At 66.5% G+C, this 26,771-nt stretch carries 27 protein-coding genes and 1 tRNA gene; 12 read left to right on the forward strand and 16 right to left on the reverse strand.

The window, feature by feature from the left end; all coding sequences use genetic code 11:
* Window positions 1-8: 8 nt before the first annotated feature.
* Window positions 9-1,265, forward strand: coding sequence for a hypothetical protein (locus tag ASC76_RS18190; protein ID WP_056469569.1), 1,257 nt, complete (start codon window positions 9-11; stop codon window positions 1,263-1,265).
* A 71-nt stretch (window positions 1,266-1,336) separates the two neighbouring features.
* Window positions 1,337-1,831, forward strand: coding sequence for a thermonuclease family protein (locus tag ASC76_RS18195; RefSeq protein ID WP_235580509.1), 495 nt, complete (start codon window positions 1,337-1,339; stop codon window positions 1,829-1,831).
* Between the two features lie 92 nt (window positions 1,832-1,923).
* Here ASC76_RS18195 and ASC76_RS18200 read toward each other — a convergent pair whose 3' ends face one another.
* Complete coding sequence (locus ASC76_RS18200; protein ID WP_056471084.1) at window positions 1,924-2,133, reverse strand: DUF1778 domain-containing protein; 210 nt, start codon at window positions 2,131-2,133, stop codon at window positions 1,924-1,926.
* 250 nt (window positions 2,134-2,383) lie between these two features.
* On the opposite strand from ASC76_RS18200, the gene ASC76_RS18205 reads away from it, so the two are divergent.
* The 3 genes from ASC76_RS18205 to ASC76_RS18215 all read left to right on the forward strand — a co-directional run bounded on the left by ASC76_RS18205 (window position 2,384) and on the right by ASC76_RS18215 (window position 5,818).
* Window positions 2,384-3,310: a hypothetical protein gene (locus ASC76_RS18205; RefSeq protein ID WP_056471088.1), complete on the forward strand. Its 927-nt coding sequence runs from the start codon at window positions 2,384-2,386 to the stop codon at window positions 3,308-3,310.
* A 67-nt stretch (window positions 3,311-3,377) separates the two neighbouring features.
* Entirely contained in the window at window positions 3,378-3,770 is a 393-nt protein-coding gene (locus ASC76_RS18210) for a hypothetical protein (RefSeq protein ID WP_200947174.1), read from the forward strand.
* Window positions 3,767-5,818, forward strand: coding sequence for a hypothetical protein (locus ASC76_RS18215; RefSeq protein WP_056469574.1), 2,052 nt, complete (start codon window positions 3,767-3,769; stop codon window positions 5,816-5,818). Before ASC76_RS18210 ends, ASC76_RS18215 begins: the two co-directional genes overlap by 4 nt.
* A gap of 148 nt (window positions 5,819-5,966) precedes the next feature.
* Here the strand turns inward: ASC76_RS18215 and ASC76_RS25780 are convergent, their stop codons facing one another.
* From ASC76_RS25780 to mltG, 8 genes are all read right to left on the reverse strand, one after another.
* The gene (locus ASC76_RS25780) at window positions 5,967-6,650 is read right to left on the reverse strand and encodes a DUF1643 domain-containing protein (protein ID WP_162247144.1); all 684 of its coding nucleotides are present in this window, start codon (window positions 6,648-6,650) and stop codon (window positions 5,967-5,969) included.
* Window positions 6,651-7,550: 900 nt separating this feature from the next.
* Window positions 7,551-7,766, reverse strand: coding sequence for a hypothetical protein (locus ASC76_RS18220; RefSeq protein WP_056469577.1), 216 nt, complete (start codon window positions 7,764-7,766; stop codon window positions 7,551-7,553).
* Window positions 7,767-7,873: 107 nt separating this feature from the next.
* Entirely contained in the window at window positions 7,874-8,425 is a 552-nt protein-coding gene (locus tag ASC76_RS18225; protein WP_235580510.1) for an ankyrin repeat domain-containing protein, read from the reverse strand.
* Window positions 8,426-8,513: 88 nt separating this feature from the next.
* Window positions 8,514-9,320: a TatD family hydrolase gene (locus tag ASC76_RS18230; protein ID WP_056469584.1), complete on the reverse strand. Its 807-nt coding sequence runs from the start codon at window positions 9,318-9,320 to the stop codon at window positions 8,514-8,516.
* Between the two features lie 64 nt (window positions 9,321-9,384).
* Window positions 9,385-9,783 carry a PilZ domain-containing protein gene (locus ASC76_RS18235; protein WP_056469587.1) on the reverse strand — a complete coding sequence of 133 codons (399 nt, stop codon included), beginning with the start codon at window positions 9,781-9,783 and terminating at the stop codon, window positions 9,385-9,387.
* Entirely contained in the window at window positions 9,780-10,796 is a 1,017-nt protein-coding gene (gene holB / locus ASC76_RS18240) for a DNA polymerase III subunit delta' (protein ID WP_157615821.1), read from the reverse strand. The genes ASC76_RS18235 and holB overlap by 4 nt, the downstream gene beginning before the upstream one ends.
* A 14-nt stretch (window positions 10,797-10,810) precedes the next feature.
* Complete coding sequence (tmk, locus tag ASC76_RS25925; protein WP_056469596.1) at window positions 10,811-11,425, reverse strand: dTMP kinase; 615 nt, start codon at window positions 11,423-11,425, stop codon at window positions 10,811-10,813.
* Window positions 11,422-12,417, reverse strand: a complete 996-nt coding sequence (gene mltG, locus ASC76_RS25930; protein ID WP_235580511.1) for an endolytic transglycosylase MltG — start codon at window positions 12,415-12,417, stop codon at window positions 11,422-11,424. The genes tmk and mltG overlap by 4 nt, the downstream gene beginning before the upstream one ends.
* 80 nt (window positions 12,418-12,497) lie before the next feature.
* On the opposite strand from mltG, the gene ASC76_RS18255 reads away from it, so the two are divergent.
* The 3 genes from ASC76_RS18255 to ASC76_RS18265 all read left to right on the forward strand — a co-directional run bounded on the left by ASC76_RS18255 (window position 12,498) and on the right by ASC76_RS18265 (window position 14,780).
* Window positions 12,498-13,436, forward strand: a complete 939-nt coding sequence (locus ASC76_RS18255; RefSeq protein ID WP_056469599.1) for a folate-binding protein YgfZ — start codon at window positions 12,498-12,500, stop codon at window positions 13,434-13,436.
* Window positions 13,437-13,512: 76 nt separating this feature from the next.
* Complete coding sequence (locus tag ASC76_RS18260; RefSeq protein WP_056469603.1) at window positions 13,513-13,821, forward strand: DUF4936 family protein; 309 nt, start codon at window positions 13,513-13,515, stop codon at window positions 13,819-13,821.
* Window positions 13,809-14,780 (forward strand): NRDE family protein, encoded by a 972-nt coding sequence (locus tag ASC76_RS18265; protein ID WP_056469606.1) that lies wholly within the window; start codon window positions 13,809-13,811, stop codon window positions 14,778-14,780. Before ASC76_RS18260 ends, ASC76_RS18265 begins: the two co-directional genes overlap by 13 nt.
* A 3-nt stretch (window positions 14,781-14,783) precedes the next feature.
* Here the strand turns inward: ASC76_RS18265 and ASC76_RS18270 are convergent, their stop codons facing one another.
* Genes ASC76_RS18270 through surE form a run of 6 tightly spaced genes read right to left on the reverse strand, consistent with a single transcriptional unit; the run spans window position 14,784 to window position 20,263 of the window.
* Window positions 14,784-15,644: a YbgC/FadM family acyl-CoA thioesterase gene (locus ASC76_RS18270; protein ID WP_056469609.1), complete on the reverse strand. Its 861-nt coding sequence runs from the start codon at window positions 15,642-15,644 to the stop codon at window positions 14,784-14,786.
* Window positions 15,645-15,660: 16 nt separating this feature from the next.
* On the reverse strand, window positions 15,661-16,575 hold the full coding sequence (locus ASC76_RS18275) for an alpha/beta hydrolase (RefSeq protein ID WP_056471094.1): 915 nt from the start codon (window positions 16,573-16,575) through the stop codon (window positions 15,661-15,663).
* Between the two features lie 37 nt (window positions 16,576-16,612).
* Complete coding sequence (gene rpoS / locus ASC76_RS18280; protein ID WP_157615823.1) at window positions 16,613-17,659, reverse strand: RNA polymerase sigma factor RpoS; 1,047 nt, start codon at window positions 17,657-17,659, stop codon at window positions 16,613-16,615.
* A gap of 59 nt (window positions 17,660-17,718) precedes the next feature.
* Complete coding sequence (locus tag ASC76_RS18285; RefSeq protein ID WP_056469615.1) at window positions 17,719-18,618, reverse strand: peptidoglycan DD-metalloendopeptidase family protein; 900 nt, start codon at window positions 18,616-18,618, stop codon at window positions 17,719-17,721.
* On the reverse strand, window positions 18,615-19,511 hold the full coding sequence (locus ASC76_RS18290; RefSeq protein WP_082549276.1) for a protein-L-isoaspartate(D-aspartate) O-methyltransferase: 897 nt from the start codon (window positions 19,509-19,511) through the stop codon (window positions 18,615-18,617). Before ASC76_RS18290 ends, ASC76_RS18285 begins: the two co-directional genes overlap by 4 nt.
* The gene (gene surE / locus ASC76_RS18295) at window positions 19,508-20,263 is read right to left on the reverse strand and encodes a 5'/3'-nucleotidase SurE (RefSeq protein WP_056469617.1); all 756 of its coding nucleotides are present in this window, start codon (window positions 20,261-20,263) and stop codon (window positions 19,508-19,510) included. Before surE ends, ASC76_RS18290 begins: the two co-directional genes overlap by 4 nt.
* Before the next feature lie 95 nt (window positions 20,264-20,358).
* Between surE and ASC76_RS18300 the strand changes: the two genes are divergently transcribed.
* From ASC76_RS18300 to ASC76_RS18315, 4 genes are all read left to right on the forward strand, one after another.
* Complete coding sequence (locus ASC76_RS18300) at window positions 20,359-21,336, forward strand: NADPH:quinone oxidoreductase family protein (RefSeq protein ID WP_056469625.1); 978 nt, start codon at window positions 20,359-20,361, stop codon at window positions 21,334-21,336.
* A gap of 67 nt (window positions 21,337-21,403) precedes the next feature.
* Entirely contained in the window at window positions 21,404-22,147 is a 744-nt protein-coding gene (locus ASC76_RS18305) for a response regulator transcription factor (protein WP_235580512.1), read from the forward strand.
* A 10-nt stretch (window positions 22,148-22,157) separates the two neighbouring features.
* Entirely contained in the window at window positions 22,158-24,467 is a 2,310-nt protein-coding gene (locus ASC76_RS18310) for a sensor histidine kinase (protein ID WP_056469627.1), read from the forward strand.
* Between the two features lie 32 nt (window positions 24,468-24,499).
* Window positions 24,500-24,575: transfer RNA gene (locus tag ASC76_RS18315), tRNA-His, on the forward strand.
* A 66-nt stretch (window positions 24,576-24,641) separates the two neighbouring features.
* Here the strand turns inward: ASC76_RS18315 and ASC76_RS18320 are convergent.
* Window positions 24,642-26,591, reverse strand: coding sequence for a SurA N-terminal domain-containing protein (locus ASC76_RS18320; protein WP_056469629.1), 1,950 nt, complete (start codon window positions 26,589-26,591; stop codon window positions 24,642-24,644).
* Window positions 26,592-26,771: the final 180 nt, after the last annotated feature.

Raw genomic sequence — 26,771 nt, forward strand, 5'->3', positions numbered from 1 at the left:
GGCAGGGCGTGGCGCAACGTAACGACCAAGTCTTTCAGCTATCGCTCACGGAAATCGCGTTCACGATAGCGTTCATCTTGCTCTTGCTGCTGGGGTATCTCGTGTTCAGCGAGGAAGCAAAGCGCAAGGATGCGGAAGCCGAGCTCGCCAAAGTGCAGACAGCGGAGCGTGCCACCAAGGGACTTGACGCCGCGAAGGTCGCCCTCAAGGCGGCTCTTCAAGGGACCGGCGTCGGCAGCCCTGACGAGGTCATCACGAAGCTCATCGCGGTGGAGGACGTTAGCGCCGAGAGAGACCGACTGAAGCTGCGAGTGGAAGACCTCGATGCGAAACTGACTGCCCTTGCGGAGCTGAGCAAGCGCTTGGAGGAAGTCCAACCTGCCGCCCAACCAGGTGTCATGCGCGAGGAGGTCACCTCAGCGCTGGCGCTGCAGGACCAGATTCGGAAGTCGCTCGATGAAGCCGAGGACCCAGCGCCATCGACCGCACCCGGAGCGTCTCAGCCTCAAGGGAAGCCGGCAGGCGCGGCAGGGGCCGCATCGAGTAGTACGAAGCAAGCCCCCGATGCCAAGCCGTCGGCGCCGGCGGCTTCGGTTCCTAAGTCATCTTCGGCTGCCTCCACGTTTGCTGCCCAGCCTCGTCCCGACCCCAATACACGACGTCCGCACCGCGACGCTGATGCTTTGACCAAAGTTCAGCAGGCAATCGCGGCCACGGCTGCGCTTAAGCGGCAACTGAAGGAACAGTTGAACAAGGAGCTGCGGCGAGGCGAGGAGGCCAAGACCGTTCACGATGTTGTGGCCGCAGCCAAGAGCTATCGTGAGCTTGCCCCGGATGGCACAAATCCGGAACTTGTTCGCAAGGAGAACGCCAACCTGCGGGGGCAGGTCGCGTTCTTGAAGAACCGGCTGGACGCTCGTGGCGGCAGGGACTATCCACCTTGCTGGGCCGATGAGACAGGGAAAGTGGAGTTCCTGTTTGCCGTCGAGGTGAAGCCAGACCAGGTCGTGGTTTCTCCGGCGTGGCCCCCCAGGCGTGAGGCGGCGGGCCGGGCGCTGCCTGGCATGGCAGAGGTCCTCGGCGGCTCGCACTCGAACCAGGATTTTGTCAGCCGTATCCAGGGCATCTTCAATTGGAGCAAGAGCCAAGACCCCGAATGTCGGCACTATGTTCAGCTTAAGAGTTCCATTTCCGATGCCGTGCAGTCTGACCGCGCTCGACTGATGGTAGAGAACTACTTCTACAAGACTGAGGCGCGACGGTGATGTCCTTTGATGGCCGACCGAGGGCGGTAATAGGCGCAACAACGGACGCGGTCCGGCCCTGCCTCTGGCGAGTGCTGCTCAGCGGCATCGCGTTCCTGCTGTTTTCGCTCTCCACCGGGTCGTTCGCGAATACCTTGACTGGCCTCGTCGTGGGCATCGCAGATGGGGACACGCTTACGCTGCTCGACGCTGCACACGTGCAGCACAAGATTCGGCTCGCCGGCATCGACGCCCCGGAGAAGAAGCAAGCGTTCGGCAACCGGTCAAAGCAGGGCCTGTCGAGCATGGTCTTCGGCAGGCAAGTATCTGTTGCTTGGAATAAGGTGGACCGCTATGGACGCATCATCGGCAAAGTCATCATTGGCAATGAAGACGCGTGCCTCGCGCAGGTTCGAGCTGGCCTGGCTTGGCACTACAAGACGTACGAGAACGAGCAGAGTTATGTAGACAGGGAGCGCTACGCCCGAGCCGAACTTGAAGCCAGGGCGAGTAAGCGTGGTCTGTGGGCAGAACAGACTCCTCTACCTCCGTGGGAATATCGTCGGGAGCGGAGGCGAGCACACTAGGAAATGAGACTCGCGGTCGCATCCAGATGTGTCTCTTCGCAAAGTTCGGGGGGAGGTCACTCACCGTGTCTCAGTCAGCCGGACTTATCTATTCATTCTTCTACCCGGCCTCTATCTGCAGTCGCCGTGTTCGTATGTTCGGCGGCCGGAAGGCGAAGTCCGTGCAGCTCGCAGTGCTGTAGCACGAGGTACTCGAGCATGTTAGATAGCGTGCGGTGCTCCTGGGCCGCGGCCAGCCGAAGCAGCTCCTTGACGTCCTTGGACATCCTCAGGTTGATTGCTGTGGTCTTGCGCACGCTCATGTAGCGCCCCATCGGTACGATGTCTTTACATCGCACACAATGTATCGAACAATGGGACACAAGTAAATTCGCGCTCGAGTTCTTTGGCGTAGCAGGCCATGTTGGTAAGGTCGCGGCCCGCAGGCCGCCGAGAAAGATTGTCCGATGGGGTCAGTTGCCGAATGGGTTGGAATAGCATTTAGTACGTGCCCGGGCGCGGAGTTGGTTGTTCTGGCAACAGCTAAGGCTCCGTCGCGCGAAGGAGTGGGGCGTGTTTAGCACCAAGTTTGGACCGTTTAACGGGTCCACTTGGGAAAGCCTGTGTCAGCAGGTGTTCAAGCGGAAGTACCAGGTCGAGTGCTATCAGCAGATGCAGGCGTCCCCTGGAGACTTCGGCATAGAGGGCTACACCTCGAGCACAGGGTGGGCATTCCAGTGCTATTGCCCTGAGAAGCACTACGAGCGTACCGAGCTGTACGAAAAGCAGCGCGACAAGATTACCGCTGACCTTCGGAAGCTGAAGGACTATGAGGTGGAGCTCCAGGCCCGACTGGGAAGCACGAAGATTTCTAGGTGGGTGTTCGTTACCCCAGAGGTCGACCGGAACGCGCTCTTGGCACATGCGAAAACCAAGGAATCTGAGGTGCGAGGGTGGAACCTGCCCATCCTAGCCGCTGACTTCACCGTGTTACTCCACGATGGTGACCACTATCTGGTCGAAATCAACGAAGTCCGCACAGCCGCTGGGGAAGCGTTGGTATTCGATGATGCTGCGCCGGCCCTTGCGGCTTTGACAGGTGAGCAGGAACAGTACGAACAAAACGTCCATCGGAAGTCAGGTCTCCGCCTCGCCGATAGGGCGCAGAGGCCGGACTTTCAGACTCGCGTTCAACAACTCAGCCAGCGCACAATTGAGCAGTTCCTAGAGGCTGATGGTTACTTCCGCCGCATCGCATCGGCTTCACCGGTGACACACATGCGCCTTGTTCGACTCATCAACGAGTACGAACAATACGTCATCGAGACCTCGGCAATCTGGTCGGGCACTGCAGAGGAACTGACAGCAAAGATTCGAGATGGCTTGGCGACGCTGGTGTCCGATGAACTCGCGCCTGAGTTTGACAAGGCGAACGCCCTGAAAGTAGCACGGTATATGACGGCCCGTTGGTTGGCCGTTTGCGAGCTGGACTATGGCTGAAGTCGAAGAGCCAAGTCGACTGCGATTCGAGCGGCAGCCATCCCCGGTTCTAGCTGAGCACAGGCCCATGTACAAGATTGGGCAGGTGCTGCTCACCCTGTCGCTTGCATCGCGCGGACGAAGGTCGAGCCTCCCGCGGCTGCAGCTGTTCAACTGGGCGACGAAGTCGGCCAAGCGCCAACAGCAACTGGTCCTGGACGTCGGCGAGAAGGTTTTGCAGGTTCCCGCTTGGGGCTTCGACCCGGCTTTAGCTATCGCGGTACGACTTGCCATCGCAGAGGGCCTGGTCGCCGAGAACTCTACTGGCTACGAAATCACGGAGTCCGGCGAGTTCTTCGTCAACGAAATCTTGAAGGACCCCGACATGTTCGGGCGCGAACGTTCATTTTTGTCTGCCGTCGGGAAAGGACTGACAGAGGGAATGGTCGAAGCAACCGCAAGCGGCTGGGAGGCAAAGTGATTATTCGCGGCGTATGGCTCAGGGCGACAACCAACGAAGGGGAATTCGGGTTCCGTTTCAACTTCGGCCGAACGCTGACTATCGTGCGAGCCAAGAACTCGAGCGGCAAGAGCACGCTGTTCAATAGCTTGCTCTACGGACTCGGCATGGAAGAGCTAATTGGAGGCAAGAACGAAAAGGTCCTTCCTTACGCTGTCAAAGAGCACATCGAGTACGACGGGCGTCGAGTCCTGGTCACGGCATCCGAGGTACTTCTTGAAATCGAGAGCCGCTCTGGCGAAGTGGTCACGCTTCGCCGCGTCATACGGGACGCTGTGAGGGACCCAAAGTTAATCGAGGTGTTCGCAGGTGCGCATGTGACTCACGACAGGGACTTTGGCGAAGCCCGGCCCACGTACGTGCACGATGGCGGCGGTGCCAAGCGCCCGGAGGGTTTTCATCGATTTCTCGAGACGTTCTTGGACCTAAACCTACCGAGAGTTCCGACGACTAACGGAGGGGAGACCAAGCTCTATCTGCAGGCAGTTTTCGCAGCCTTGGCCGTCGAGCAGAAGCGTGGCTGGACCGACTACATTGCCAATGTCCCCTTCTATGGCATTCGGGATGCGCGGACCAAGGTAGTCGAATTCCTTCTTGGCTTAGATGTGTTCGAGACAAACGCCGAGCGCAATCGGCTCAACGCTGAATCAATCGAAATTGATGCTGACTGGCGCAAGGTGTTTGACGAATTGCGACGAGAGGCCAACGCGCTCGGAGCCGTGGTCGACGGCGCATCAGCAAGTCCGTCTGCTCTCTTTAAGGAGCGGGAAGCCAGCGTCAGAAAGCTGGTCGGAATTTCTTCGGTTCCGTTGCCTGAACACATCAGCCAGTTGCGCGCCGAGCATGCCGCCTTGCAGAAGCAGGCCGAGCTGTATCACAAGGCCTCAGGCGCTGAAGCGATGGGGAGCGTCACCGCTGCAATGGACGAGCTACAAAGGCTCAGCCTGCTGCATGAACGAGCGACGGCTCGTTATTCTGAGCAGCGCGTATCGCTGGCGGAGTACGAGAAGCTGCTCGCCGAGTCCAACGAAGACCTAGAACGTAACAAGACGGCTGCGAAGCTCCGAGACCTCGGTGCAAAGCACGATGTAGCGACCGCAGTCGGCAAGTGTCCAACGTGCAACCAGCCTGTCGACGACACCCTGCTCGCCGGTGCTGTATCAGGTCCGCAAATGGACTTGGCAATGAACATTGCCTACTTGGACAGCCAAAGGCGCATGCTCATTCGGCAGATTGCTGGCCTGAAGGCTGGTTTGCAGACGGCGGAGGTCCGAGTTGCCGAGTTAGCCGACCGCATCGCCAGTAAGCGCGACCTACTCACTGCGATGCGCGGAGACGTGACCTCGGGTGCTTCAGAGTCGAAGGCAATCGTTCGCCGCCAAGTACAAATTGAAGTCGAAGGGGAGGCGCTCGAGAAGCTCCAGGCTAAGGCTACGGAGCTATGCGCGAGACTCGGGCAACTTGCGATACGAATCAGCGCCAATCAGACGGCAAGGAGGGGTATGCCCAAGGAGGCCTATGGCGCGGCAGACATCGAGCGCATCAATCGCTTTCAGCTGAACTTCAGGGCGAACGCTGGGTCGTTCGGCTACGAAAGTGCTCCGATTCGAGAGGTCGAAATCGGCAAAGACACGCTGGTTCCGTGTCTAGCCCAAATGGAACTGCGCGAGATTCGCACCGACATTAAATCGGACTCAAGCGCCAGCGATTTTGTGCGTCTAATCTGGAGCTACCTGCTTGCGTTGCATCAGACCTCGGCTACGCCCTCGTCCCCGGGAATTCATCCTGGATTGTTGATGTTCGATGAGCCGGGTCAGCACTCCATGGCAGTGGATAGTCAGCATGCGCTACTCAAGCAATTGGCCAGTGAGACAAGCCTCCAAAGCATCGTGGCGGCATCGTTCGACGAGGCAGAGGAAGTGTTCAGGCAGGCGACCCAGGGCATCCAGTTCACCCTTATCGAATGGGATGGCAAACTGATGCGACCCGCGAATTCCCCGGCCAGTTAAGGCAGGCTCCAGCCAACTCGTCGACTCGTCCTTGACGACGGGGTCTGAATCTCACTGTTGTGGCATCGCACGAGCGGAGCTCGGACCCGGGCGAGCATCGCACGCTGCTACTAAGGTGCAAGCTGACACTGCTTCGGGGCACCAACACTTAGACAAGTGGCCCGCACTTTGCCTGAAGCATTTCGAGCGCCTCCCGGCGCCACAGCCTTTGCGCAGCTCGGTTCCGAGGTAAGGGGTGCCGATAGGCCCATTCCCCGTTGTCATGGAGCAACCCTAGAGCGACAGACGGGTTCAAACCCAGCAAGGCACTTTTCGCAAGTCCTCGGAGTGCCGGGTTGACGCCCCAAGCCAGTACAACCGGCGCCCCCGATTTGCGGGTCAGACCTGCTTCGAGGTCCGCTCTTCTGTTCCTCGAAAAGATGGAATGGCCATCTTGCTCCTCTTGCTTCTCAAAGGCCCTAAACCGTTTGTAGAACAATGCGCTTTTTCGTTCGCGCAAGTCGGACAGATTCAGGACCTTTATAAAAGACCAATCCAGAACGCCCATAAGCCGCATCAGCTGGTACTGCGTTATGTCTGGCTTGGTGGCCACTATTGCCGCTCGACGCAATTCCACAGGTTCGACCTCTACCACGGGTTCGGACGAGCCCGGGTTCATCATGATGAACACAGCATCGCATTCCAATGCGACATCCGGTCTACGGCGCCGGATTTCGAGAAGGTCGCGACACAAGTAGCGGGAGAATCTGCCTTCGATAGCGTAAAACCTTCCACTCACATCGAAGTAGGGCCCCAGCTCTCTTTGACCCATGTCTAGGAAGCTTTCAGTCATCTGCATTGTGGTTGAGGTCAAGCTGAGTCTCGCCGGTCAACCCCTTGGGCACCCAACGCGGGCACAGCGGGGCCGAGCGGCTAGTAGGTTCCGAAGGGTGTCAATGAGAAGCCGATTTGCCTAGCAACAAGGCTGGGCGGGTCTCAAAAAAAGCAAACCGGGCAAAGGAGGCCCGGTTCAGACCGCCTAGGCTCTCAATCTACTTTCATAAACTGCATCACCTGCGCATAACTGCATAACGGCAGGCGCGTCATGCGACTTAAACAGACAATCACGAACTGGCGGTCACAAGCGTCCGCGGACGTTGCAAGAATTCCTGGAGACCTTGCAAGAATTCCGTGTGGTTGACAGCCGCGCGAGATTTCCATCGAAGCAAGCGCAGCCGGAAGTAGGGGAGCTGCCAGCGCCAAGCTCGGGCCGCTTTCTCCAAGCCGCTGAAAGTTGGCTCAGCCAGACCGTAGAAGTGCGTGACCATGACGTCGCGCGGCCAGATAGTCGCAAGGGCAATCTGCTTCGGAGTCGTGAACTGCGTTCCATTCCATTCCAGCGCTTATGTACGGCTGACCATTGGGTGGAACCTCGAGCACGACTGCTTTATCCGTGGCGCTAGAACGCGGCACTTGGGGCGGCGCGCCTCGCTGTAGCAGCCAAGTTAACTCGACAGTCTTCTGTTGTTCTGTGTGGAGCAAGGATAGCGGCGGTATGGACTGAGCCGGCGGGGCTAGTTGCTCGGTTCTATACGCAGCGTTGGCCAACATCCCGCGACCGGGCCGTTGGCAGTCTTAGCTCGGAGCCGTTGGCAAGCATGGCTAGGCACGTTGGCAGCTTAGTCATGTTTCGACAGCAGCGCGGACAGCGACGCGCGCCGTCTCAGTTAGTTTACATAATATACATTGTCGATCAATCTTCGATGGGATCGGCAATGTCCTCGAGCGTCTCGCCGTAGAACGGCGGCGCACCGTCCTCCTGCTGCGCGACCAGCGGCTTGTCCAGCGGGCGGCAGATGCGGCTGTGCAGGCGCGCGAGCCGGTCCGAGCTGGCCACGGCGGCGAAAACGGCCTCGGGGTCCATCATCAGGGCGAACGGGTTGGCGGCGACAGTCTGGGCAGTGGTCATGGCAGTCCTTCCGGTGATCGGATGCCTTGCACTCTAGGCGTCAGACTCGTATCGCCCCAGTGGGCGGCGCCCCAAACGGACTGTCTCGTTTCTTCTTACTTCGGCCGTCAGCGCGGCGCTGCCTGCTCGAGGCGCTTGATCACCGGTTCGCGTCCCGACAGTTTCGCGAAATCGGCGGCGCGCATCCCGCGGTCGTTGCGGCGTGATGCATCGGCACCGCGTTCCAGCAGCAACCTGACGCTGTCTTCGGTGCCGTATTGCGCGGCCATCATCAACGGCGTGGTGCCGTTCGGGGACGGCGCGTTGATCTCGGCGCCGCGCTCGAGCAGCAACTGCACGAGACGGGTTTCTGGCCCGGTCGCGGCGTAATGCAATGGTGCCCAGCCCGACTGGTTCACTTTGGCGCCGCGTTCGAGCAGCTGCTGCGCGGCCGGGACATCGCCCTTGAGCGCGGCCATCATCAGCGGCGATTCGCCCGCCTGGTTCAGCGCGTTGATGTCGACATCGCGACGGTCCAGCAAGGCCTTCAGCGCTTTCGGCGAGCGTTCCTGGAGCGCCATCGTCAGGCCGGGCTGGCCCTTAGGATCGCGGGTGTTGGGGTCGAACCCGCGGTCCAGCAGGCCGCTGAGCAGGCTCGCGTTGTCGTTCTTGATCGCCACGAAGAAGTCTTCGTACGATCCGGCGTGCGCCGAAGAAAATGACAGAGCGACAAATAGATAGACAATTTTCTTAAAGTGATTCATGAAGTCAGGGCGAGGGGGTGGCGAGCGGCGGCAGCTTGAACAGCCGCTCGAAGTTGGCACTGGTGGTGGCTGCGACGGCTTCCACCGGCAGGCCCTTCAATGCCGCGATCTGTTGCGCGACGTAGGGCACGTACGCCGGGCTGTTGGTCTTGCCGCGGTACGGCACGGGGGCGAGATAGGGACTGTCCGTTTCGATCAGACAGCGGTCCAGCGGCACGAAGGCAGCCACATCGCGCAGGGCCTGCGCCGTCTTGAAGGTCAGGATGCCCGAGAACGAGATGTAGAAACCCAGGTCCAGCGCAGCGCGCGCCACCGCGTCGGTCTCGGTGAAGCAATGGAACACGCCGCCGGGGCCGCGGTCCGCCTGGGCGCCCTCCTCGCGCAGGATCGCCAGCGTGTCGTCGGACGCGCTGCGTGTGTGCACGACCAGCGGCAAGCCGGTGGCGCGGGCCGCGCGGATGTGCACGCGGAAGCGCTCGCGCTGCCATTCCATGTCGGCGATGCTGCGTCCATTGAGCCGGTAGTAGTCGAGCCCGGTCTCACCGATCGCGACGACCTTGGGCCGCTGCGCCCGCACCAGCAGGTCATCGAGCGACGGCTCCGCGACGCCCTCGTTGTCCGGATGGACGCCCGCACTGCACCAGAAGTTGTCGTACGCCGTGGCGAGCGCCTGCACCTCGTCGAATTCCTCCAGCGTGGTGCAGATGCACAGCGCGCGGTCGACCTGCGCGCTCGCCATGTCGGCACGGATCTCGCCCAGGCGTGCGGCGAGTTCCGGAAAGCTCAGGTGACAGTGGGAATCGACGTACATGCGCGGGGATGGAGAGCAGGCGGCGAACTCAGTCGGCGCGCGGCGCGCCAACCGTTGCATCGCCTCAAATCGTTTGCGTCGGCTTCGCGGACGAGATCGAGGTGCCCAGCACTTCCTCGATCTTCAGCTTCAGGCCGCGCGTCTTCTCGTCGGCCGGGAAGCGCACGCCGACGCCCTGCGTGCGTCCACCCGAGGCGTTCGCCGGCGTGATCCAGCCGACCTTGCCGGCGACCGGATAGCGCTGCGGATCGTCGGGCAGCGAGAGCAGCAGGTAGATGTCCTCGCCCAGCCGGTATTCCCGGGTCGTCGGCACGAACAGCCCGCCATCGGTGAAGACCGGCATGTAGGCGGCATACAGCGCGCCCTTCTCGCGGAACACGAGCTGGATGACGCTTGGCCGCGCGGATGCGGGCGCCGGCGCGAGGGCGGAGGGAACGGTGCGTGGCGGCGTCGGTTCGCTCATGGCGCCGAGTGTACCGAAGTGCCGACCGCCAGCGACTGCCGGCCCTGCTCCACGAGCGATTCGGCGAGCAGGCCGGCGTTCCAGGGATGCTCGGCGTGACGCGCGACGCGGTTCAACTCGCGCATCCACGCGTGCAGCGCGGCGGGCTCGGCGCCGCGGCGCAGTGACGCGACCGGGAAGTAGCGCGGCGCCGCGCCGACGCACAGGCTCAGGGTGTCGTGACAGATCTTCTGCAGTGCATCGATCGTGCGAGGCAGCGGCCAGCTCGCGAAGGCACCCGACATGCCTTGTGCGACGGCCATCGGGGCGCGCAACCAGCTGGCGGCGTCGATGCCCTGCTGCACCCAGTCGAGCGCCTCCTGCGGCTGCCCGCCGGTCGCGGCCAGCATCACGTCCGCGTCGGCCACGCCCTGCCCAGCCAGCCAGGCACCGGCCTGCGCGGCCGGCGGCAGTCCCAGCACCAGGCTGCGACAGCGGCTGCGGATGGTCGGCAACAACGCGTCCGGCGCCGCGCAGCTCAGGATGAAGCGCGCCGCGCCCGGGGGCTCCTCGAGCGTCTTGAGCAGTGTGTTGGCCGAGACGTGGTTGATGCGTTCGGCCGGGTGCAGCACCACCACCTTGGCGCGACCGCGCGCCGTGGTCGTCTGCGCGAAGTTGACGGCCAGCCGGACCGCATCGACCTTGATCTCGCGGCTGGGCTGCGCCTTCTTGGTCGCGCGTTCCGCGCCGTCGTCGTCCGCGCCGTTCGACCAGCCCAGCGGCTCTCGCAGCGCCTCGGGCAGCAGGACCAGCAGGTCGGGGTGCGAATGCGATTGCACCAGGCGGCAGCTTGCGCAGACGCCGCAGGGCGGCTCGGACGAAGGGCGATCGGCGCGCTCGCACAACCAGGCCTGTGCGATCGTCAGCGCGAGCTCGAACTGGCCCACGCCCTGCGGCCCGTGCAACAGCAGCGCATGCGCCTGCGGCCCCTGCAGTGCGCGTTGCAGCAAGGGGCCCAGCCAGGGCAGCGGCAACGCGCCGTCCGGGCCTACCACCCGCGTGACTCCAGCACCGATTCGATCTGCGCCCAGACCGCGTCGCGCGACGACGAGGCGTCGATGCGGGCGAAGCGCTGCGGGTCGGCGGCGGCGCGCGCCGCGTAGCCGCCGCGCACGCGCTCGAAGAAGTCGAGGTCGCGCTGCTCGAAGCGATCGGCCTCGCGGGCCTGCGCGCGGCGCTGCGCGGCAATCTCCGCCGGCAGATCGAACCAGAGCGTCAGGTCAGGTTGCAGGCCGCCCTGCACCCAGGTTTCGAGTTGCGCCAGCACCGCCAGCGGCGCCCCGCCCCCGCCACCCTGGTACGCGAAGGTCGCATCGGTGAAGCGGTCGCAAAGCACGGTTCGGCCGGCCGCGAGCGCTGGAGTGATGACGCTGCGAAGATGGTCGCGACGCGCCGCGAAGGCGAGCAGCGTCTCGGTCAGCACGTCCGCCGTCTCGTGCAGGAAGATCTCGCGCACCCGTTCCGCCAACGGCGTGCCGCCCGGCTCGCGGGTGCACACGACTGTGGCCTGACGCTCGCGCAGCCGCCGCGCGAGCGCGTCGAGGTGGGTCGACTTGCCGGCGCCGTCGATGCCCTCGAAGGTGATGAAGCGGCCGGTCTTCACTTCTTGCGCTGGTATTGGTTCACCGCGCGATTGTGATCGGCCAGCGTCTCGCTGAACTCGCTGCTGCCGTCGCCCCGGGCGACGAAATACAGCGCCTTGGTCGGGTCCGGCCGCACCGCGGCGAGCAGCGATGCATGGCCCGGCATCGCGATCGGCGTGGGCGGCAGTCCGGCGCGAAGGTAGGTGTTGTACGGCGTGTCGGCCAGCAGGTCGCGCTTGCGCAGGTTGCCGTCGAAGCCCGCGCCGAGCCCGTAGATCACGGTCGGGTCGGTCTGCAGCGGCATGCCGATGCGCAGCCGGTTGACGAACACGCCGGCGACCTTGCCGCGGTCGGCGCCGACGCCGGTCTCCTTCTCGACGATCGAGGCCAGCACCAGCGCGTCGTCGGGGCTGCGCAGCGGGGTGTCCGGGGCGCGCTCCTGCCAGGCGGCGTCGAGGCGCTTCTGCATCGCGCGGTAGGCGCGGCGCAGCACCGCGACGTCGCTGCTGCCCTTGCTGTAGGCATAGGTGTCGGGCTGGAAGCGGCCCTCGGCGGGCACTCCGGACGCCGCGCCGACGGCGGACATGATCTGCTCTTCGCTCATGCCCGCGGTGGTCGGCTTCAGCGCTTCCGCCTTCGCGAGTTCGGCGCGGAACTGCCGGAACGTCCAGCCTTCGATCAAGCGAACGACGGCCAGCGTCTCGTCGCCGCGCACCATCTTGTTCAGCAGCGCGACCGGGGTCGTGCCGGGACCGATCTCGTAGCTGCCGGCGCGGATCTTGCGCGCCTGCCCCGACCAGCGGAACCATTCGTACAGCAGCACCGGCGAAGCCTGAACGCCGGCCTGCACCCAGGCCTGGGCGATCTCGCGCGGTGGCGTGCCGAGCTCGATCGACAGCTCGACCGAATCGCTGTTCAGGGCCAGCGGCCGGTTCAGCCACCAGAACGCGAACCCGCCCACGCCGACCGCGGCGAGCAGCATCAGGATCACCAGCGCGCGCAGCCACTTCATCGAGTGAGGGAGCCGCCCGAAGCGCCGCGGCGCCGTACCCCTGATGAGACAAGAATCATGGGCGCTGATGATAATCGGGCATGACCATGCAACCGATTCCGGACGGACTTGTCGTCCTCACGCACTGGGGCTTGATGCGCGCCCGCGGCGCCGATGCCGTGAAGTTCCTCCAGGGCCAGCTCACCAACGATATCGCCACGCTTGGCGCGGACCGCGCACGCCTGGCCGGCTTCTGTTCCGCCAAGGGCCGACTGCAGGCCAGCTTCGTGGTCTGGCAGTTCGCGCCCGACGATCTGCTGCTGGCGTGCCACGCGAGCGTGCTGCCCGCAACGCTCAAGCGCCTGTCGATGTTCGTGCTGCGCGCGCAGTGCAAGCTCAGCGACGCCGGCAGCGAGTGGCGGCTGCTCGGCGCCGTGGGCGCCACCGCCCGGCATTGGACGGCCGACCTGCCCGTCTGGGGCCAGCGCGCCGCGGCGGGCGGCAGCACGGTGCGCCTGCCCGACGTGGACGGCCTGCCGCGCGCGCTGCTCGCGCAACCGCTGGCCGAGTCGCTTCCGTCGGCACCCGACTTCGCGCTGGACGCCTGGCGGCTGCTCGAAGTGCGCAGCGCGATCCCGGTCATCGAGGCCGCCACGGTCGACCAGTTCGTGCCGCAGATGCTGAACTACGAGGTCGTCGGCGGTGTCGATTTCCAGAAGGGCTGCTACCCGGGACAGGAAGTGGTCGCGCGCAGCCAGTACCGCGGGACGATCAAGCGCCGCATGTTCCTGTTCGCGGTCGACGAGGCCGGGCATGCCGGTCAGGAGGTCTTCCACAGCGCCGACCCGGCGCAGCCGGCGGGCATGGTCGTCAACGCCGCCCTTCAGGCGGGCGCCCCGGGCAGCAGCGTGGTGCTCGTCGAGGTCAAGCTGGCCGCGCTCGAGGGTGGCAGCTTGCACCTGGGCCACGCGGGCGGTCCGACGCTGCGTCAGCTCGAACTGCCCTACCCCTTGCCCGGCGAGGCCGCGCTGCTGGCCTGAGCGGCTGGCGATCGCTCGGTCGACAATCGTTAACAATTCAACGAGAGCGTCCCGGTCGGCTGGCGGCGTGCCCGCGATGCGCGAACTGTTCATCTACTATCACCTTCAATCGATCCACGCAGCGGCTGCCGAAGCGCTCGTGATCGGGTTTCAGGCGCAGTTGCGCCAACAGTATCCGCCACTGATTCCGCGCCTGCTGCGTCGCTCCGACATCGGTGTCGATGGCCGGCAGACCTGGATGGAAACGTATTCGACCGACCCCATGCGTGAGCCCCGCGGCGTGACCGCCGAACTCGAAGCCGCGATCGCCGCACAAGCCGCCGTGCTGGTGCCACTGCTCGACGGGCCACGCCACACCGAGGTGTTCTCCGCATGTGTCTCGTAGCCCTTGCGATCGACCAGAGCCGTCGCTTTCCCCTTGTCGTCGCCGCCAACCGCGACGAGTTCTTCAAGCGCGAGACGGCACGCCTGGGCTGGTGGTCGGCCCAACCCGGCGAACCGCCGATCCTGGGCGGCCGTGACCTCGACTCCGGTGGCACCTGGATGGGGTTGACGGCGCAGGGCCGCCTCGCGCTGCTGACCAACGTGCGCAGTCCCCGCGCGGCCGAGTACGGCGCCCCCTCGCGCGGCCGCGTCGTCACCGACTGGCTGGCAGGCGGCGAGGAAACCGGGGATTTCTGGATGCGCACCGCGCTGTCCGGCTACAACGGCTTCAACCTGATCGCGGCCGATTTCCTGCGTGGCGAGTGCTTCTGGGGCTCGAACACCGGCGCGCATCCGCGCCGCCTGGACCGGGGCATCTACGGCCTGTCCAACGGCGGGCTCGATGCACCGTGGCCGAAGGTGACCGCGTTGAAGGCGCAGATGCAGGCGTCGATGAGCGCCTCGATGACGGCCGACGAGCTTGCAGCCCGCCTGTTCGAGAGCCTGGCCGACCGCACCATCGCCGCCGACGACGCGCTGCCGCAGACCGGCGTCCCGCTCGAACTGGAACGTCAGCTGTCGCCGGCCTTCATCCGTACGGCGGACAACGCCTACGGCACCCGCAGCTCGACGCTGATCATCACCGAGAAGATCGGCCGCGCGCCGGTCACGCATGTCTACGAACGCAGCTTCGCGCCGAGCGGCGAGGCCGAGTTGATGCGGCGCGCGGTGTTGAAGAACTGGCCGCCGCGCTACCTGGCCGACGACGTCAATGCGCCGGTTGAGCCCGGCCTCGTCTCGGAGCACGGCGGGCACGAAGTCGAGGATGGCGATGCGCGACTGCCGCGCACGCGCGTGCGCAGCCTGCTGAAGCCGCCGCCGGATCGCCGGCGCCGCCGCAGCGCGGTCGTGATCGCCTGACGCTCAGACGAGCGGGCGCGCCATCTCGATGTGCGCGATGCCCGCTTCCTCGAACACCGCGCCGATCGGCGTGAACCCGGCACGCGCGTAGAACCCCTGCGCGCTCACCTGCGCGTGCAGCCGCACCTCGCGGTCGCCGCGTTTGCGCGCCGTCTGCATCAGCGCGTCGAGCACCGCGCGCCCCACCCCGCTGCCCCGCACCGACTGCACCGCCGCCATCCGTCCGACGCGCGCCACGCCGGGCGCTTCCTGGAGCAGCCGGCCGGTCGCCAGCGGCAGGCCGAAGCGGTTCAGCGCGACCGCGTGCGGACAGCTGGCATCGGCCGCGTCCCATTCCATCTCGACCGGGATGCGCTGCTCCTCGATGAACACGGCGGTGCGGATCGCGCGGGCATGCAGCCCGAGTGCGTCCCAGCCACCGACGCGCACGTCGACCATCGGCTCGCCCGCTTCGAACGCGTCGAGGATCGAGCGCAGCGCGTCGGGCACCGGCCTGGATTTCTGCGTCTGCGGATCGGCGAAGACGTAGACCAGTTCGCCGGTGACGAGCAGCTGGTCCTGCCGGAACACCGCACCGCTGAACCCGATCGACGAGGTGCCGATGCGGGCGCAGCGCATGCCGACATCGAGCACGTCGTCGTAGCGCGCCGACGCGAGGTACTCGACCGTCGCCTTGCGCACGTACAGGTCGCCGCCGAGCCGCTCCATCGTCTGCGCGTACGGCATCGCCAGCGCGCGCCAATACCCCGCGACCGCGGTGTCGAAATACATCAGGTAGTGACCGTTGAAGACGATCTGCTGCGAATCGATCTCGGCCCAGCGCACGCGCAGGCGCTCGAAGTGTCGGAAGTCGCGTCGGTTCATGAGGGGTCTTTCAGGATCAGGGTTCGAGAGCCGATCGCAGCGCCGCGCCGATCAGCGCCTGCGCCGTCCCGGCCTCGGGCAGCACGCGGCCGAGCTTGATGAAATCGTGCGTCACGCCGCGCGCCAGCTCCAGTTCGACCGCGACACCGGCCGCACGCAGGCGATCGGCATAGGCCAGGCCCTCGTCGACGAGCGGATCGCATTCGGCCAGCACCACGCAGGCCGGCGCGACGCCGTCGAGCGACTCGGCCTCGATCGGCGCGAACCGCCAGTCATGGCGCTGCGCGCGGTCGATGTACTGGTCGAAGAACCACGCGATGCTCTCGGCCTCGAGCAGGTAGCCGTGCGCGAAGCGCGCGTGCGAGGGTGTGTCGGCCAGGGCGGTCGTCCCCGGCGTGATCAGCAGTTGCAGGCGCAGCGGCAGACCGATGTCGCGGGCGTGGATCGCGCTGGCCGCGGCCAGCGTGCCGCCGGCGCTGTCGCCGCCGACGGCCAGGCGAGCACCGTCCAGACCCAGAGCGGCGCCGTGGGCGGCGAGCCAACGCATGGCGGCCCACGCGTCGTCGACGGCGGTCGGAAATCGATGGGCCGGTGCGAGCCGGTAATCGAGCGCGACGACCGCGGCGCCGCTGCGCAACGCGAGCTGCCGGCACAGGCTGTCGTGCGTCTCGAGGCTGCCGATCGTGAAGCCGCCCCCGTGCAGATAGAGCAGCACCGGCAACCCGGCGGCGCTCGAATCGGCATACAGGCGCGCCGGCAGCGGCGTGCCGTCGGCGGCCGGCAGCGCGAGCTCCTCGACCCGTGCGAGCGGCGCGCGCGGGGGCTCGAGGATCTCTGCCGCAGCGTCGTACGAACGGCGCGCCTCGTCCGGACTCATCGTGTGGAACGGCGGACGTTGGGCGCGGCGGATGTTCTCCAGCAATGCCGCCATGCGGCGCGTCAGCGTCGGTTCGGGCATCGGCAGCGGGTCAGAAGATCGAATCGCGGTCCACGCCCTGGCGCAGCATGCGCCGACGCAGCTTCAGCAATGCCTCTTGCTGGATCTGGCGGATGCGCTCGCGCGTCAGGCCGAGCCGGGCCGCGAGCACCTCGAGCGTCTCGGGTTCCCGATCGCCCAGGCCATAGCGACCGGCGACGACCTCGCGTTCGCGCTCGTTGAGTTCGTCGAGGCCGTGGTTCAGGAGCAGTTCGACCTCGTTGCTCAGCGTCAGGCTCATCGGGTCGGTCGCGCCATCGTCGGCGACGCCGTCGAGTACCGAGTCCCCGCTGCCATCGGTGCTGCCGCGGTCCATCGGCGCGTCGAGCGAGGTCGGCTGTTCGGCAAACTTCAGCAGCGCGTCGACTTCCCGCACCGGGCGATTGAGCGCGAGGGCGACGTCGTCGACCCGCACCGGCCGATCGCTGTGGCCGGCGCTCGCGGACTGTGCCTCGAGCGCGCGACGCATCTTCAGCACCTGGTTCAGGTCGCGCACCACATGCACCGGCAGCCGCACCAGACGGGCCTGGTGCATGATCGCGCGCTCGATGCTCTGGCGCACCCACCACGAGGCGTAGGTCGAGAACCGGAAACCGCGCTCGGGCTCGAACTTGCCGATCGAGTGCATCAGTCCGAGGTTGCCCTCCTCGATCAGATCGGTCATCGGCAGGCCGCGGCCGAGGTAGTTCTTCGCGATGCTGACGACCAGGCGCAGGTTGTGCTCGATCATCGCCTGGCGTGCCGCGAAGTCGCCCTGGCGCGCGCGCGTCGCGGTGTCGAACTCCTGCTGCGGCGTGAGCAGCGGCGCACGCCGGATCTCGCGCAGGTAGGTCTGCAGCGTGTTGCCGCTCTCGGCTTCGCCGGCCGCGATCTCGACCGGCTCGGCCACCAGGGCGACGGATTCGTCGACCGGCGCGTCCGGTTCGGGATCGGCTGGCGCATCGATCGTGGCGATCGGCAGCGCGGAGGCGCCGTTCAGGTGCGGTGTGGTCGGCGCAGGGTGGAATGCGCCGTCGATCTCCACGGCGGCGTCGAGCATGGGGCCAGCGAGCGGGGTGCGCTTCCTGGCCATTGCGTCATTCCTCGCTCACCAACCGGTCAGCGCGGCGGCAGCAGGCGCGCCGGATCGACCGGCTTGCCCTGGCGACGGATTTCGAAGTGCAGCTTGACGCCATCGGCGTCGGTCGAGCCCATCTCCGCGATCTTCTGGCCGCGGCGCACGCTCTGGTCTTCCTTCACCAGCAGCGTCTGGTTGTGCGCGTAGGCGGTCAGGTAGGTGTTGTTGTGCTTCAGGATCACGAGGTTGCCGTAGCCCCGCAGGCCCGAGCCGGCATACACCACGCGACCGTCGGCCGCGGCGAGCACCGGGTCGCCGGCCTTGCCCGCGAACACCAGTCCCTTGACCTTGCCTTCATCGAACGGCGCGATCACCGGGCCGGCCGCCGGCCAGGCCCAATTGACGTCGTCGTCACCCTCGCGGGCGACCGGCGGCGGCGCCGGCGCCGGTGTCGCAGCCGGAGCCGGCGTGGACGCCGCGCCGCTCGCCGCCGATGCGGCCGGCTTCGGTTCGAGCGGCTTCGTCTCGACCTTGGCGGTCGTGATGGGCTTGCTCGACGCCGCATTCGGATCGACGCCCGGCGGCACCACGCGCAGCACCTGGCCGACTTCGATGATGTTCGGGTTCTCGATCGCGTTCCACTTGACCAGGTCCTTCCAGTTCTGCCCGTTCTCTAGGCCGATCCGGATCAGGGTGTCGCCCGTCTTCACCGTGTAGTAGCCGGGCTTGCCGCTGTTCTCGGCGCCCGGGAGCGGCTTGGCCGCTTCGACGACCGCAGGCACCGGCGCCACCGCGACCGTGGGTGACTTCTGCGCCGCCACGCGGTCTTCGACCGGCGCGCGGTTCGGCGTGTTGGAGCAACCCGCCAGCAGCGCGCCGGCGAGCGCCAGCACGCTCATCCACCCCGTGTTCATCACCAACTCGTTCTTGTTCATCGTCATCCTGAAACCATGCCCGATTTTAGAGGGACGAAGTGCACCGCCTCATAGGCGTTTTGTTCGAAACCCCGCTCGGTTCGGTCGACCACCATCAGCACCTGCCGGTCGGAGCCGGCCTGGCGGACCGGCGACACCAGGCGCCCGCCGATCGCGAGCTGCTCGAGCCAGGCCGGCGGCAAGGCGTCACCGCCGGCGGCCGCGATGATGCTGTCGTACGGCGCGTTCGGCGGGTGCCCCCGCATGCCGTCACCATACACCAGCCGCAGGTTCGCGGGCCGCCACGGCGCGAGCAGATCGCGGGCCTTGTCGTGCAGCGGGCGCAGGCGCTCGATCGAGACCACCTGCCTGGCGAGTTGCGCGAGCACCGCGGCCTGGTAGCCGCAGCCTGTGCCGACCTCGAGCACGCGGCCCAGCGAGCCGGATGCGCGCGCATTGGCGCCGCCCATCATCAACTCGATCATGCGGGCGACGACCGACGGTTTGGAGATGGTCTGGCCATGCCCGATCGGCAGGCTGGTGTCCTCGTAGGCCTGCGTGACCAGCGCGGCATCGACGAACAGATGCCGCGGCACGGTGGCCATCGCTTCGAGCACCGCCTCGTGCGAGACGCCGGCGCCGCGCAGCCGCTGCGCCATGCGACGCCGTACGTCGGCCGAGTCGAGCCCGAGGCCGGAAGGCGCGACGCGTCGCGACGCATCGGCATGCGCGTGCTCGACCAGCCGCTGCGGCCGCAGCACCGCGCGCGCGGCCGCCGCGGTCGGCTGCAGCTTCGGTGCCGTGACCAACGCGGGCGCCGCGACCGGCACGAGCGGCGTGCGTGCGACCTTGATGCGCGAGCCGAGCTCGTTCAGGCGCAACGGGAATTTCGAGCTGCGCTTGTCCCCGCTGCTGCTCATGCGGGCGCCCGACCCAGCCACTGCGTCCAGTCCGGCAAGGCGGCGTGCTCGGTCAGGTCGACCTGCAGCGGCGTGATCGAGACCTGGCCGTTGGCGGTGGCGTGGAAGTCGGTACCGGGGCCGGCCTCGCGCGCGTCGCCGGCCGGACCGATCCAGTACATGATGTCGCCGCGCGGGCTGGTCTGTGCGATCAGCGGCTCGCTCGCGTGGCGACGCCCGAGGCGCGTGACGATCCGGGGCAGCGTGTCGGCATCCGGCCGATTCGGGATGTTGACGTTCAGCAGGAACGGCGAGCGCGCCGGCGGCTGCTGCAGCACCCGCTCGATCACGCTGCGCGCCACGCGCGCGGCGGCTTCCAGGTCGCCCCAGCCCTTCTGCACCTGAGAGAACGCGATCGCCGGGATGCCGAACAGGAAGCCTTCCATCGCGGCAGCGACAGTGCCCGAATACAGCGTGTCGTCGCCCATGTTGGCGCCGTTGTTGATGCCGGAGACGACCAGGTCCGGGCGGTTCGGCAGCACGCCGGTCAGCGCCAGATGGACGCAATCGGACGGCGTGCCGTTGATGTAGAGAAAGCCGTTGGTCGCGGTGTGCACGCTGAGCGGACGGCCCAGCGTGAGCGAGTTCGAGGTGCCGCTGGCATTCTGCTCGGGGGCCACGATGTCGAGGTCGCCCAGGCCTTCGCAGGCCTTGACGAGAGCCGCGAGGCCGGGAGCGAGATAACCGTCGTCGTTGGCGATGAGGATGCGCATGGCGACGATTGTATGGACACGTCACGTCGGCGACGCGGTGCGTGGGGCCTGCTGCGTATGATGCCGCGCAACATCAGAACTCCGAGGAGACACCCATGCATGCCTGGCTGTGCGAGAACCCCATCGGCGTCGACGCCCTGGTCTGGAAGGAACTGCCGACGCCCGAGCCGCAGGCCGGCGAAGTGCGCGTCGCGATCAAGGCCGCGAGCCTGAACTTTCCGGACATCCTGATCGTCCAGAACAAGTACCAGATGAAGCCGCCCTTGCCGTTCGTGCCGGGCTCCGAGTACGCCGGCGTGGTCGAGGCCGTCGGCGAAGGCGTCAAGCACCTCAAGGTCGGCGACCACGTCGCCGCGTTCGGTGGCACCGGCGGGTTCGGCACGCACGCGATCGTCAAGGCCGCGCTGGCGATGCCGCTGCCCCCCGATTTCGCATTCGACGACGCTTCCGCGTTCGTGCTGACCTACGCGACCACGCACCACGCGCTGCTCGACCGCGCGGCGTTGCAGGCCGGTGAGACGGTGCTGATCCTCGGCGCGGCGGGCGGCGTCGGCACCGCGGCGATCCAGATCGCCAAGGCGGTCGGCGCGCGCGTGATCGCGGCCGCGTCCAGCGACGCGAAGTGCGAGCTGTGCAAGACGCTCGGCGCCGACGCGACGATCAACTACAGCAGCGGCAACATCCGCGACCAGATCAAGGCACTCACCGACGGCAAAGGCCCCGACGTGGTGTACGACCCGGTCGGCGGGGACCTGGCCGAGCCGGTCTTCCGCTCGATCGCCTGGCGCGGCCGCTATCTCGTCGTCGGCTTCGCCCAGGGCGGCATCCCGGCGCTGCCGTGGAACCTGGCGCTGCTGAAGGGCGCTTCGATCGTCGGCGTGTTCTGGGGCGAATTCGCGCGCCGCGAACCGCAGGCCAACGCCAAGGCGCTGGCGGAGCTTGCCCAGTGGTATGCGCAGGGCAAGGTCAAGCCGGTCATCGACCAGCGCCTGCCGATGAACCGGCTGCTCGATGCCTTCGCGATCATGGCCAGCCGCCAGGTGCGCGGCAAGCTGGTCATGACCAACCCGTGATCCGTCGCATTCAAGGAACGGCGCGTCGGGTGGTTGCGCTACCATCGACCTCGATCACTTGTGAGGGATGGAGATGCCAGTCAAGGTACTGATCGTCGAGGACAACCCGGTCGCACGCAGTTTCCTGACCCGCGTCGTGCGCGAGAGCTTCAGCGACGCGCTGGTGATCACCGAGGCCGGCGACCTGGAGACGGCACGCCGCCAGATCGGCCCGGTGCGGGCCGACGTGGCCGCCGTCGACCCGTTCAAGCTGATCCTGGTCGACCTCGAACTGCCCGACGGCAACGGCATGGAGCTGCTCGCCGAGCTCGGCAGCTACCCCGCCACCAAGATCGTCACGACGCTCTACTCGGACGACGACCACCTGTTTCCGGCCCTGCAATGCGGTGCCGACGGCTACCTGCTGAAGGAGGACCGGTTCGAGGTCCTGGTCGAGGAGCTGCAGAAGATCGTGCGCGGCCAGCCGCCGCTGTCGCCGGCGATCGCGCGCCGCCTGCTGACGCACTTCCGCCACGGCCCGGCCGGTGGGCCGGCGCCGACCTCGGGCCCGATCCCGCTGGTTTCCGGCTTCCAGAGCAGCCGCCCGGTGCCGATGGGCCGCGGGGCCCCGCTCGACCACGAACGCCTGACGCCGCGCGAGAGCGAGGTGCTGACCTACCTGAGCAAGGGCTTCACGATCAAGGAAATCGCGAACCTGATGGGCATCAAGTGGTTCACGGTGAACGACCACATCAAGTCGATCTACAAGAAATTGAACGTGTCGAGCCGCGCCGAAGCGGCTGTACTGGCCAGCAAGCAAGGGCTGGTCTGAGTCCGATGCCGTGGCGCATGAAGGCACCGACCGGTCGCGCATCCCCGGGCTGAACAACACCTGGCCGGGGCTGACCTCGCCCACCTGGACGGGCCTGCCCAGCCCCGCTGCCGACTCGGCGCTCGATGCCAGCCTGAGCGATCGCCCTTCCGACAAGGTGCTCTCGCCGGCCCACTGGACCGGCTGGCGGCTGTGGCTGCTGATCCTGGCAGGTGGCGCCTGCATCGTCGGCGCCGCGCTGCTGACGCGCATGCTCGCCGCCGCGCCTCACGTCGACGCCAGTTGGCGCGTCGATGGATCGGGCCGGATCGCGCTGGCCTCGAGCAACGACCCGGCGCTTCGCGTCCACGTCGGTCAGGCGCTGAAGGGCGCGATCGCTGGCCCGACCACCCTCGCCCTGCCCGACGCGCTGGTGCTGCAGCGCGCGGCGCGCTGGGTCATCGACGACTCGCAGCGCGAGCGCCAGCAGCAGTTGCAGGCGGAGATGTCGACCCTGCTCGCGCAGCCCCAGCTGAAGCTGTTCTTCACCGACGGCGCCAAGGCGGAGGTGACGCCGCGGCCGCGCGGCTGGTCGCGGCTGCCGCTGCTGTCCGGCGCGCTGACGCTGTTCGCGGTCGGCCTGTTCATGACCGGCATGGCGGTGCTGCTGTCCAGCGTGTCGGCCCGCAACGCGGTGTACGCGGTGATGACCACCTGCCAGGCCGGCAACCTGCTGTTCATCGCGATGGAGGCCGCTTTCGACTTCGGCCTGCCCGCGCCGTTCGCCGCGTGGGACATGCCGGCGCGCACCGCGTTCGACCTGTGCACCGCGGCGGCGATGATCAATGCAGCCTGCCTGCATCCGCGCCGGCTGCCTGGCTCCGGCTGGATCGCGCTCGCGGGCTGGGCGCTCGCCCTCGCGCTGGCGTTCGGCGTCGGCTCCGGTGCGATCGGACACGCCTGGTGGTGGACGCAAGGCGCGGTCGTCGTGCTCGGGCTCGGCGCCATCGGCTTGCTGAGCTGGTCGTACCAGATCGAACCGCACCCTTTCGCGATCGTGCTGCGCCGGTTCGGCGTGGTGACGGTCGCGACCTGGGCGCTGCTGACGATCGCGCTGGCCGCGGCCGACAAGCAACCGGGGGTGACCCACAACATCGCCGATGTCGGCTCGCTCGTCTGGTATGTGTTCCTCGGCTCGCTGTTGCTGCTGGTGCCCTTCCTCGCGAAGTCGCAGAACTTCATGCGGGAGTTCTCGCTGCTCGCGGCGATCAGCACCGTCGCGACCTCGCTCGACCTGCTGTTCATCTCGGTGTTCGGGCTCGGGCAGTTCGCGTCGCTGACGCTCTCGCTGTTCATCTCGCTGGCGGTCTACACCGGCGTGCGCCACTGGATCCTGGCGCAGCTGATGGGCAACAGCATGCAGACCACCGAGCGCATGTTCGAGCAGCTCTACCGGATCGCCCGTGAGGTGGAGGTGCAACCCGAGCGCACGCCCGCCCTGCTCTCGCAACTGATCTCCGACCTGTTCGAGCCGCTCGAGGTGAACGCCGTCGAACGCCGCACCGACAAGACCCGCGTCGCCCGCGACGGCTCGAGCATGTTGGTGCCGGTGCCGCTGCTCGGCGGCGACACCACGCCGCGCGGCTCGGTGCTGATCCGCTTCGCGCAGCGCGGGCGCCGGCTGTTCACGTCCGAGGACGCGCGCCTGACCGATCGCGTCGTCGAGCAGCTGCGGCGCGCGGTGCACTTCGACAAGGCGGTCGAGCAAGGCCGCAGCGAGGAGCGGCTGCGGCTGGCGCAGGACCTGCACGACGACATCGGCGCGCGCCTGCTCACGCTGATGTACAAGGCCCAGTCGCCGGAGATGGAAGAGTACGTCCGCCACACGCTGCAGGACCTGAAGACGCTGACGCGCGGCCTCGCCGCCTCGAACCACCGGCTCTCGCACGCGGCCGCCGAATGGAAGTCCGACCTGACCCACCGCCTGACAGCGGCGCACATCGGGTTGAAATGGACCTTCGTGTTCGACGACGACATCCTGCTGACCGTGGTGCACTGGTCGGCGCTGACGCGCATCCTGCGCGAGCTGGTCAGCAACGCGATCACGCATGCCCAGGCGGAGCAGCTGGAGATCGATTTCCGCCTCGAGAACGACCGCATCGAACTGACGATCAGCGACAACGGCGTCGGCCGCAATCCGCGCGCCTGGTCGCACGGCCTGGGCCTGGGTGGCGTGCGCAAGCGGGTCAAGCAGCTGGGCGGCACGGTCGAGTGGCGCGAGGTGACGCCGCACGGCATCAGCTGCCGCGTCGTGATTCGCGATCTCTCGGCGCGCTGGTAGCCGCGCGCTCCGCTATAATCGTTGGCTCTACGGTGGCTGTAGCTCAGTTGGTAGAGTCCAGGATTGTGATTCCTGTTGTCGTGGGTTCGAGCCCCATCAGCCACCCCAGTTCTCGATGAAAAAAGCCGGGCCCAGCGCCCGGCTTTTTCATGCGTGCGCCGCTGGCGCTATTCGCTATTTCGCGGAAGCGGCCGCGGCCGGTGCTGACGCGGCGTCGCCGCTGCCGGCCGGCAGCGCGCTCGGCCGGATCTCGACCTTGAGGCGGCTCTTCAGCGCGGTGTAGTACGCCTGCGCCTCGGCCTCGCCCCAGGCCTGCGCATACTGCGCCTGGGCACGGGTCGCATCGGCGGTGGCCGGATCGCGACCGAGCACCTTGACGATCTTCGCGACCGCGTAACCCTGATCGCCCAGGTCGACACCGACAAATGCGGGCAGCGTCGCGACAGGCGCCTTCAGCACCGCATCCACCAGCGTGCCCGGCAGTTCACGCGTCTGCGCCCGCGAAACGATCACCGCGGCGTCCGGCAACGCGGTGGCGGGCGCGGCGCGCAATTCCGCGAGTCGCGCCTCGCCGAGCTTGCGCGCACGGGCCGCGGCCTGCACGACGATGAGGCGCTCGCGCAAGCCGGCCTTCACCTCTTCCAGCGGCAACTGGTGCGCCGCTTCGTACTTAACGACGCGGCCCGACGCGAGCGTGCTCGCCGCGACCTCGATGGCCTCGGTGTTGCGCTTGTTGCGCACCGCATCCGTGCCGAACAAGGCGTCGAGGAACTTGGGATTCGCCAGCACGCCGGTGGCGCCGGGCGCAGGCGTGCGCTTCACGTTCTGTGCGGTCCGCAGTTCGAGCTTGAGCTTGTCGATCACCGGCTTCAGGCTGTCGGGCTGCTCGTACACCGTGTTGGTGAACTCGACCGCGGCCTCGGAGAAGCGCTTCTGCGCGAGCTGCGTGCGGACCTCGTTCTCCAGCTCGGCCTTCACCGCATCGAACGGCTTCTTGTCGCCGCCGCGCACTGCCGTCAGCTTGACGACGTGGTAGCCGAACTCGCTCTCGACGAGATCGCCGATCTCGTCGGGCTTGAGCTTGAATGCGGCATCCTCGAGCGGCTTGGCGGCCAGGCCGTCGCGGGCGAAGAAGTCGAGATCCCCGCCCTTCTCGGCGGAACCCGGATCGTCCGAATTCTTGCGTGCCAGGTCCGCGAACGATGCCGGGTTCTTCCTGACCTCTGCGAGCAGCCCTTCGGCCTTCGCCTTGGCCTTCGCGCGATCGGCAGCCGACGCGCCGGCATCGACCTTCACGAGGATGTGGCTGGCGCGACGCTCTTCGGGCGTCGTGAAGCGGCGTTCGTTGGCTGCGTAGTACTCGCGCAGTTCCTTGTCGGAGACGGTGACGCCCTTCTTCAGCGAATCCAGATCGAGGACGACGTACTCGATCGATTCGGTCTCCGGCGCCATGAACTGCGCCGCGTTCGCGGGATCCTTGTAGTACTTCTCGATGTCGGCATCGGTCGGCGTGACCGAGGCGATCGAATCCTTGGTCGCGAAGCGTTGGACCTGCACCTCGCGCTGCTGGAACATCGCATCGAGCGCCGCGGCGGTCACGGCCAGCGGCGCGGACACGGTCCCGGTGATGCCCGCGGCGACCTGGCGCTGCGAGAAATCCTGGCGCAAGCGCTGCGCGAACATTTCCGACGACATCCCTTGCGCCGACAGCGCGTCCTTGTTGACGCTGCCATCGGGATTGCGCAGGAATGCGAACTGCGGATCGGTGGCGAACAGCCGTTGCAGGCGGTCGTCGGTGGTGGCCAGGTGCAGCTTGTCGGCCGCGGCGAGCATCACGCGGTCGCGCACCACCGCGTCGAGCGACTGGCGCTTCATGTCCGGCGTGTCGAACACCTTCGGGTCGACGTTGGGCATCTGGCGGCGCACACGCTCGATCTGCTCGCGCTGCGCGAGCTCCCATTCGTTGCGCGTGATCTTGCGGCCGTCCACCTTCGCGACCGTCGAGTTGTCGTCGCCCATGAAGCTGCCGTAGCCCTGATACACGCCGCCGCCGACGAACGCGAGGATCACGAACCCCAGGATCACCTGCAGCAGCCAGGTGTGCTTGCGGAAGAAGTCAAACATCGAATGCCTCTGTCAACGGCGACCCGATCGCAAGGGATCGGGCGCATGGAGTGCGACGCAATGCGCGTCGGTGCAAACCTGCGACCCAGATGCAACAAAGGCGAACCGAGGTTCGCCTTTGACTGGGTGGCGGCTGCAATTCTAGCCGAGCCTCCGGTGCTGCTTGACCGGCTTGCCTGG

The sequence above is a fragment of the Rhizobacter sp. Root404 genome, assembly GCF_001425865.1.
Lineage (GTDB): Bacteria > Pseudomonadota > Gammaproteobacteria > Burkholderiales > Burkholderiaceae_C > LMDS01.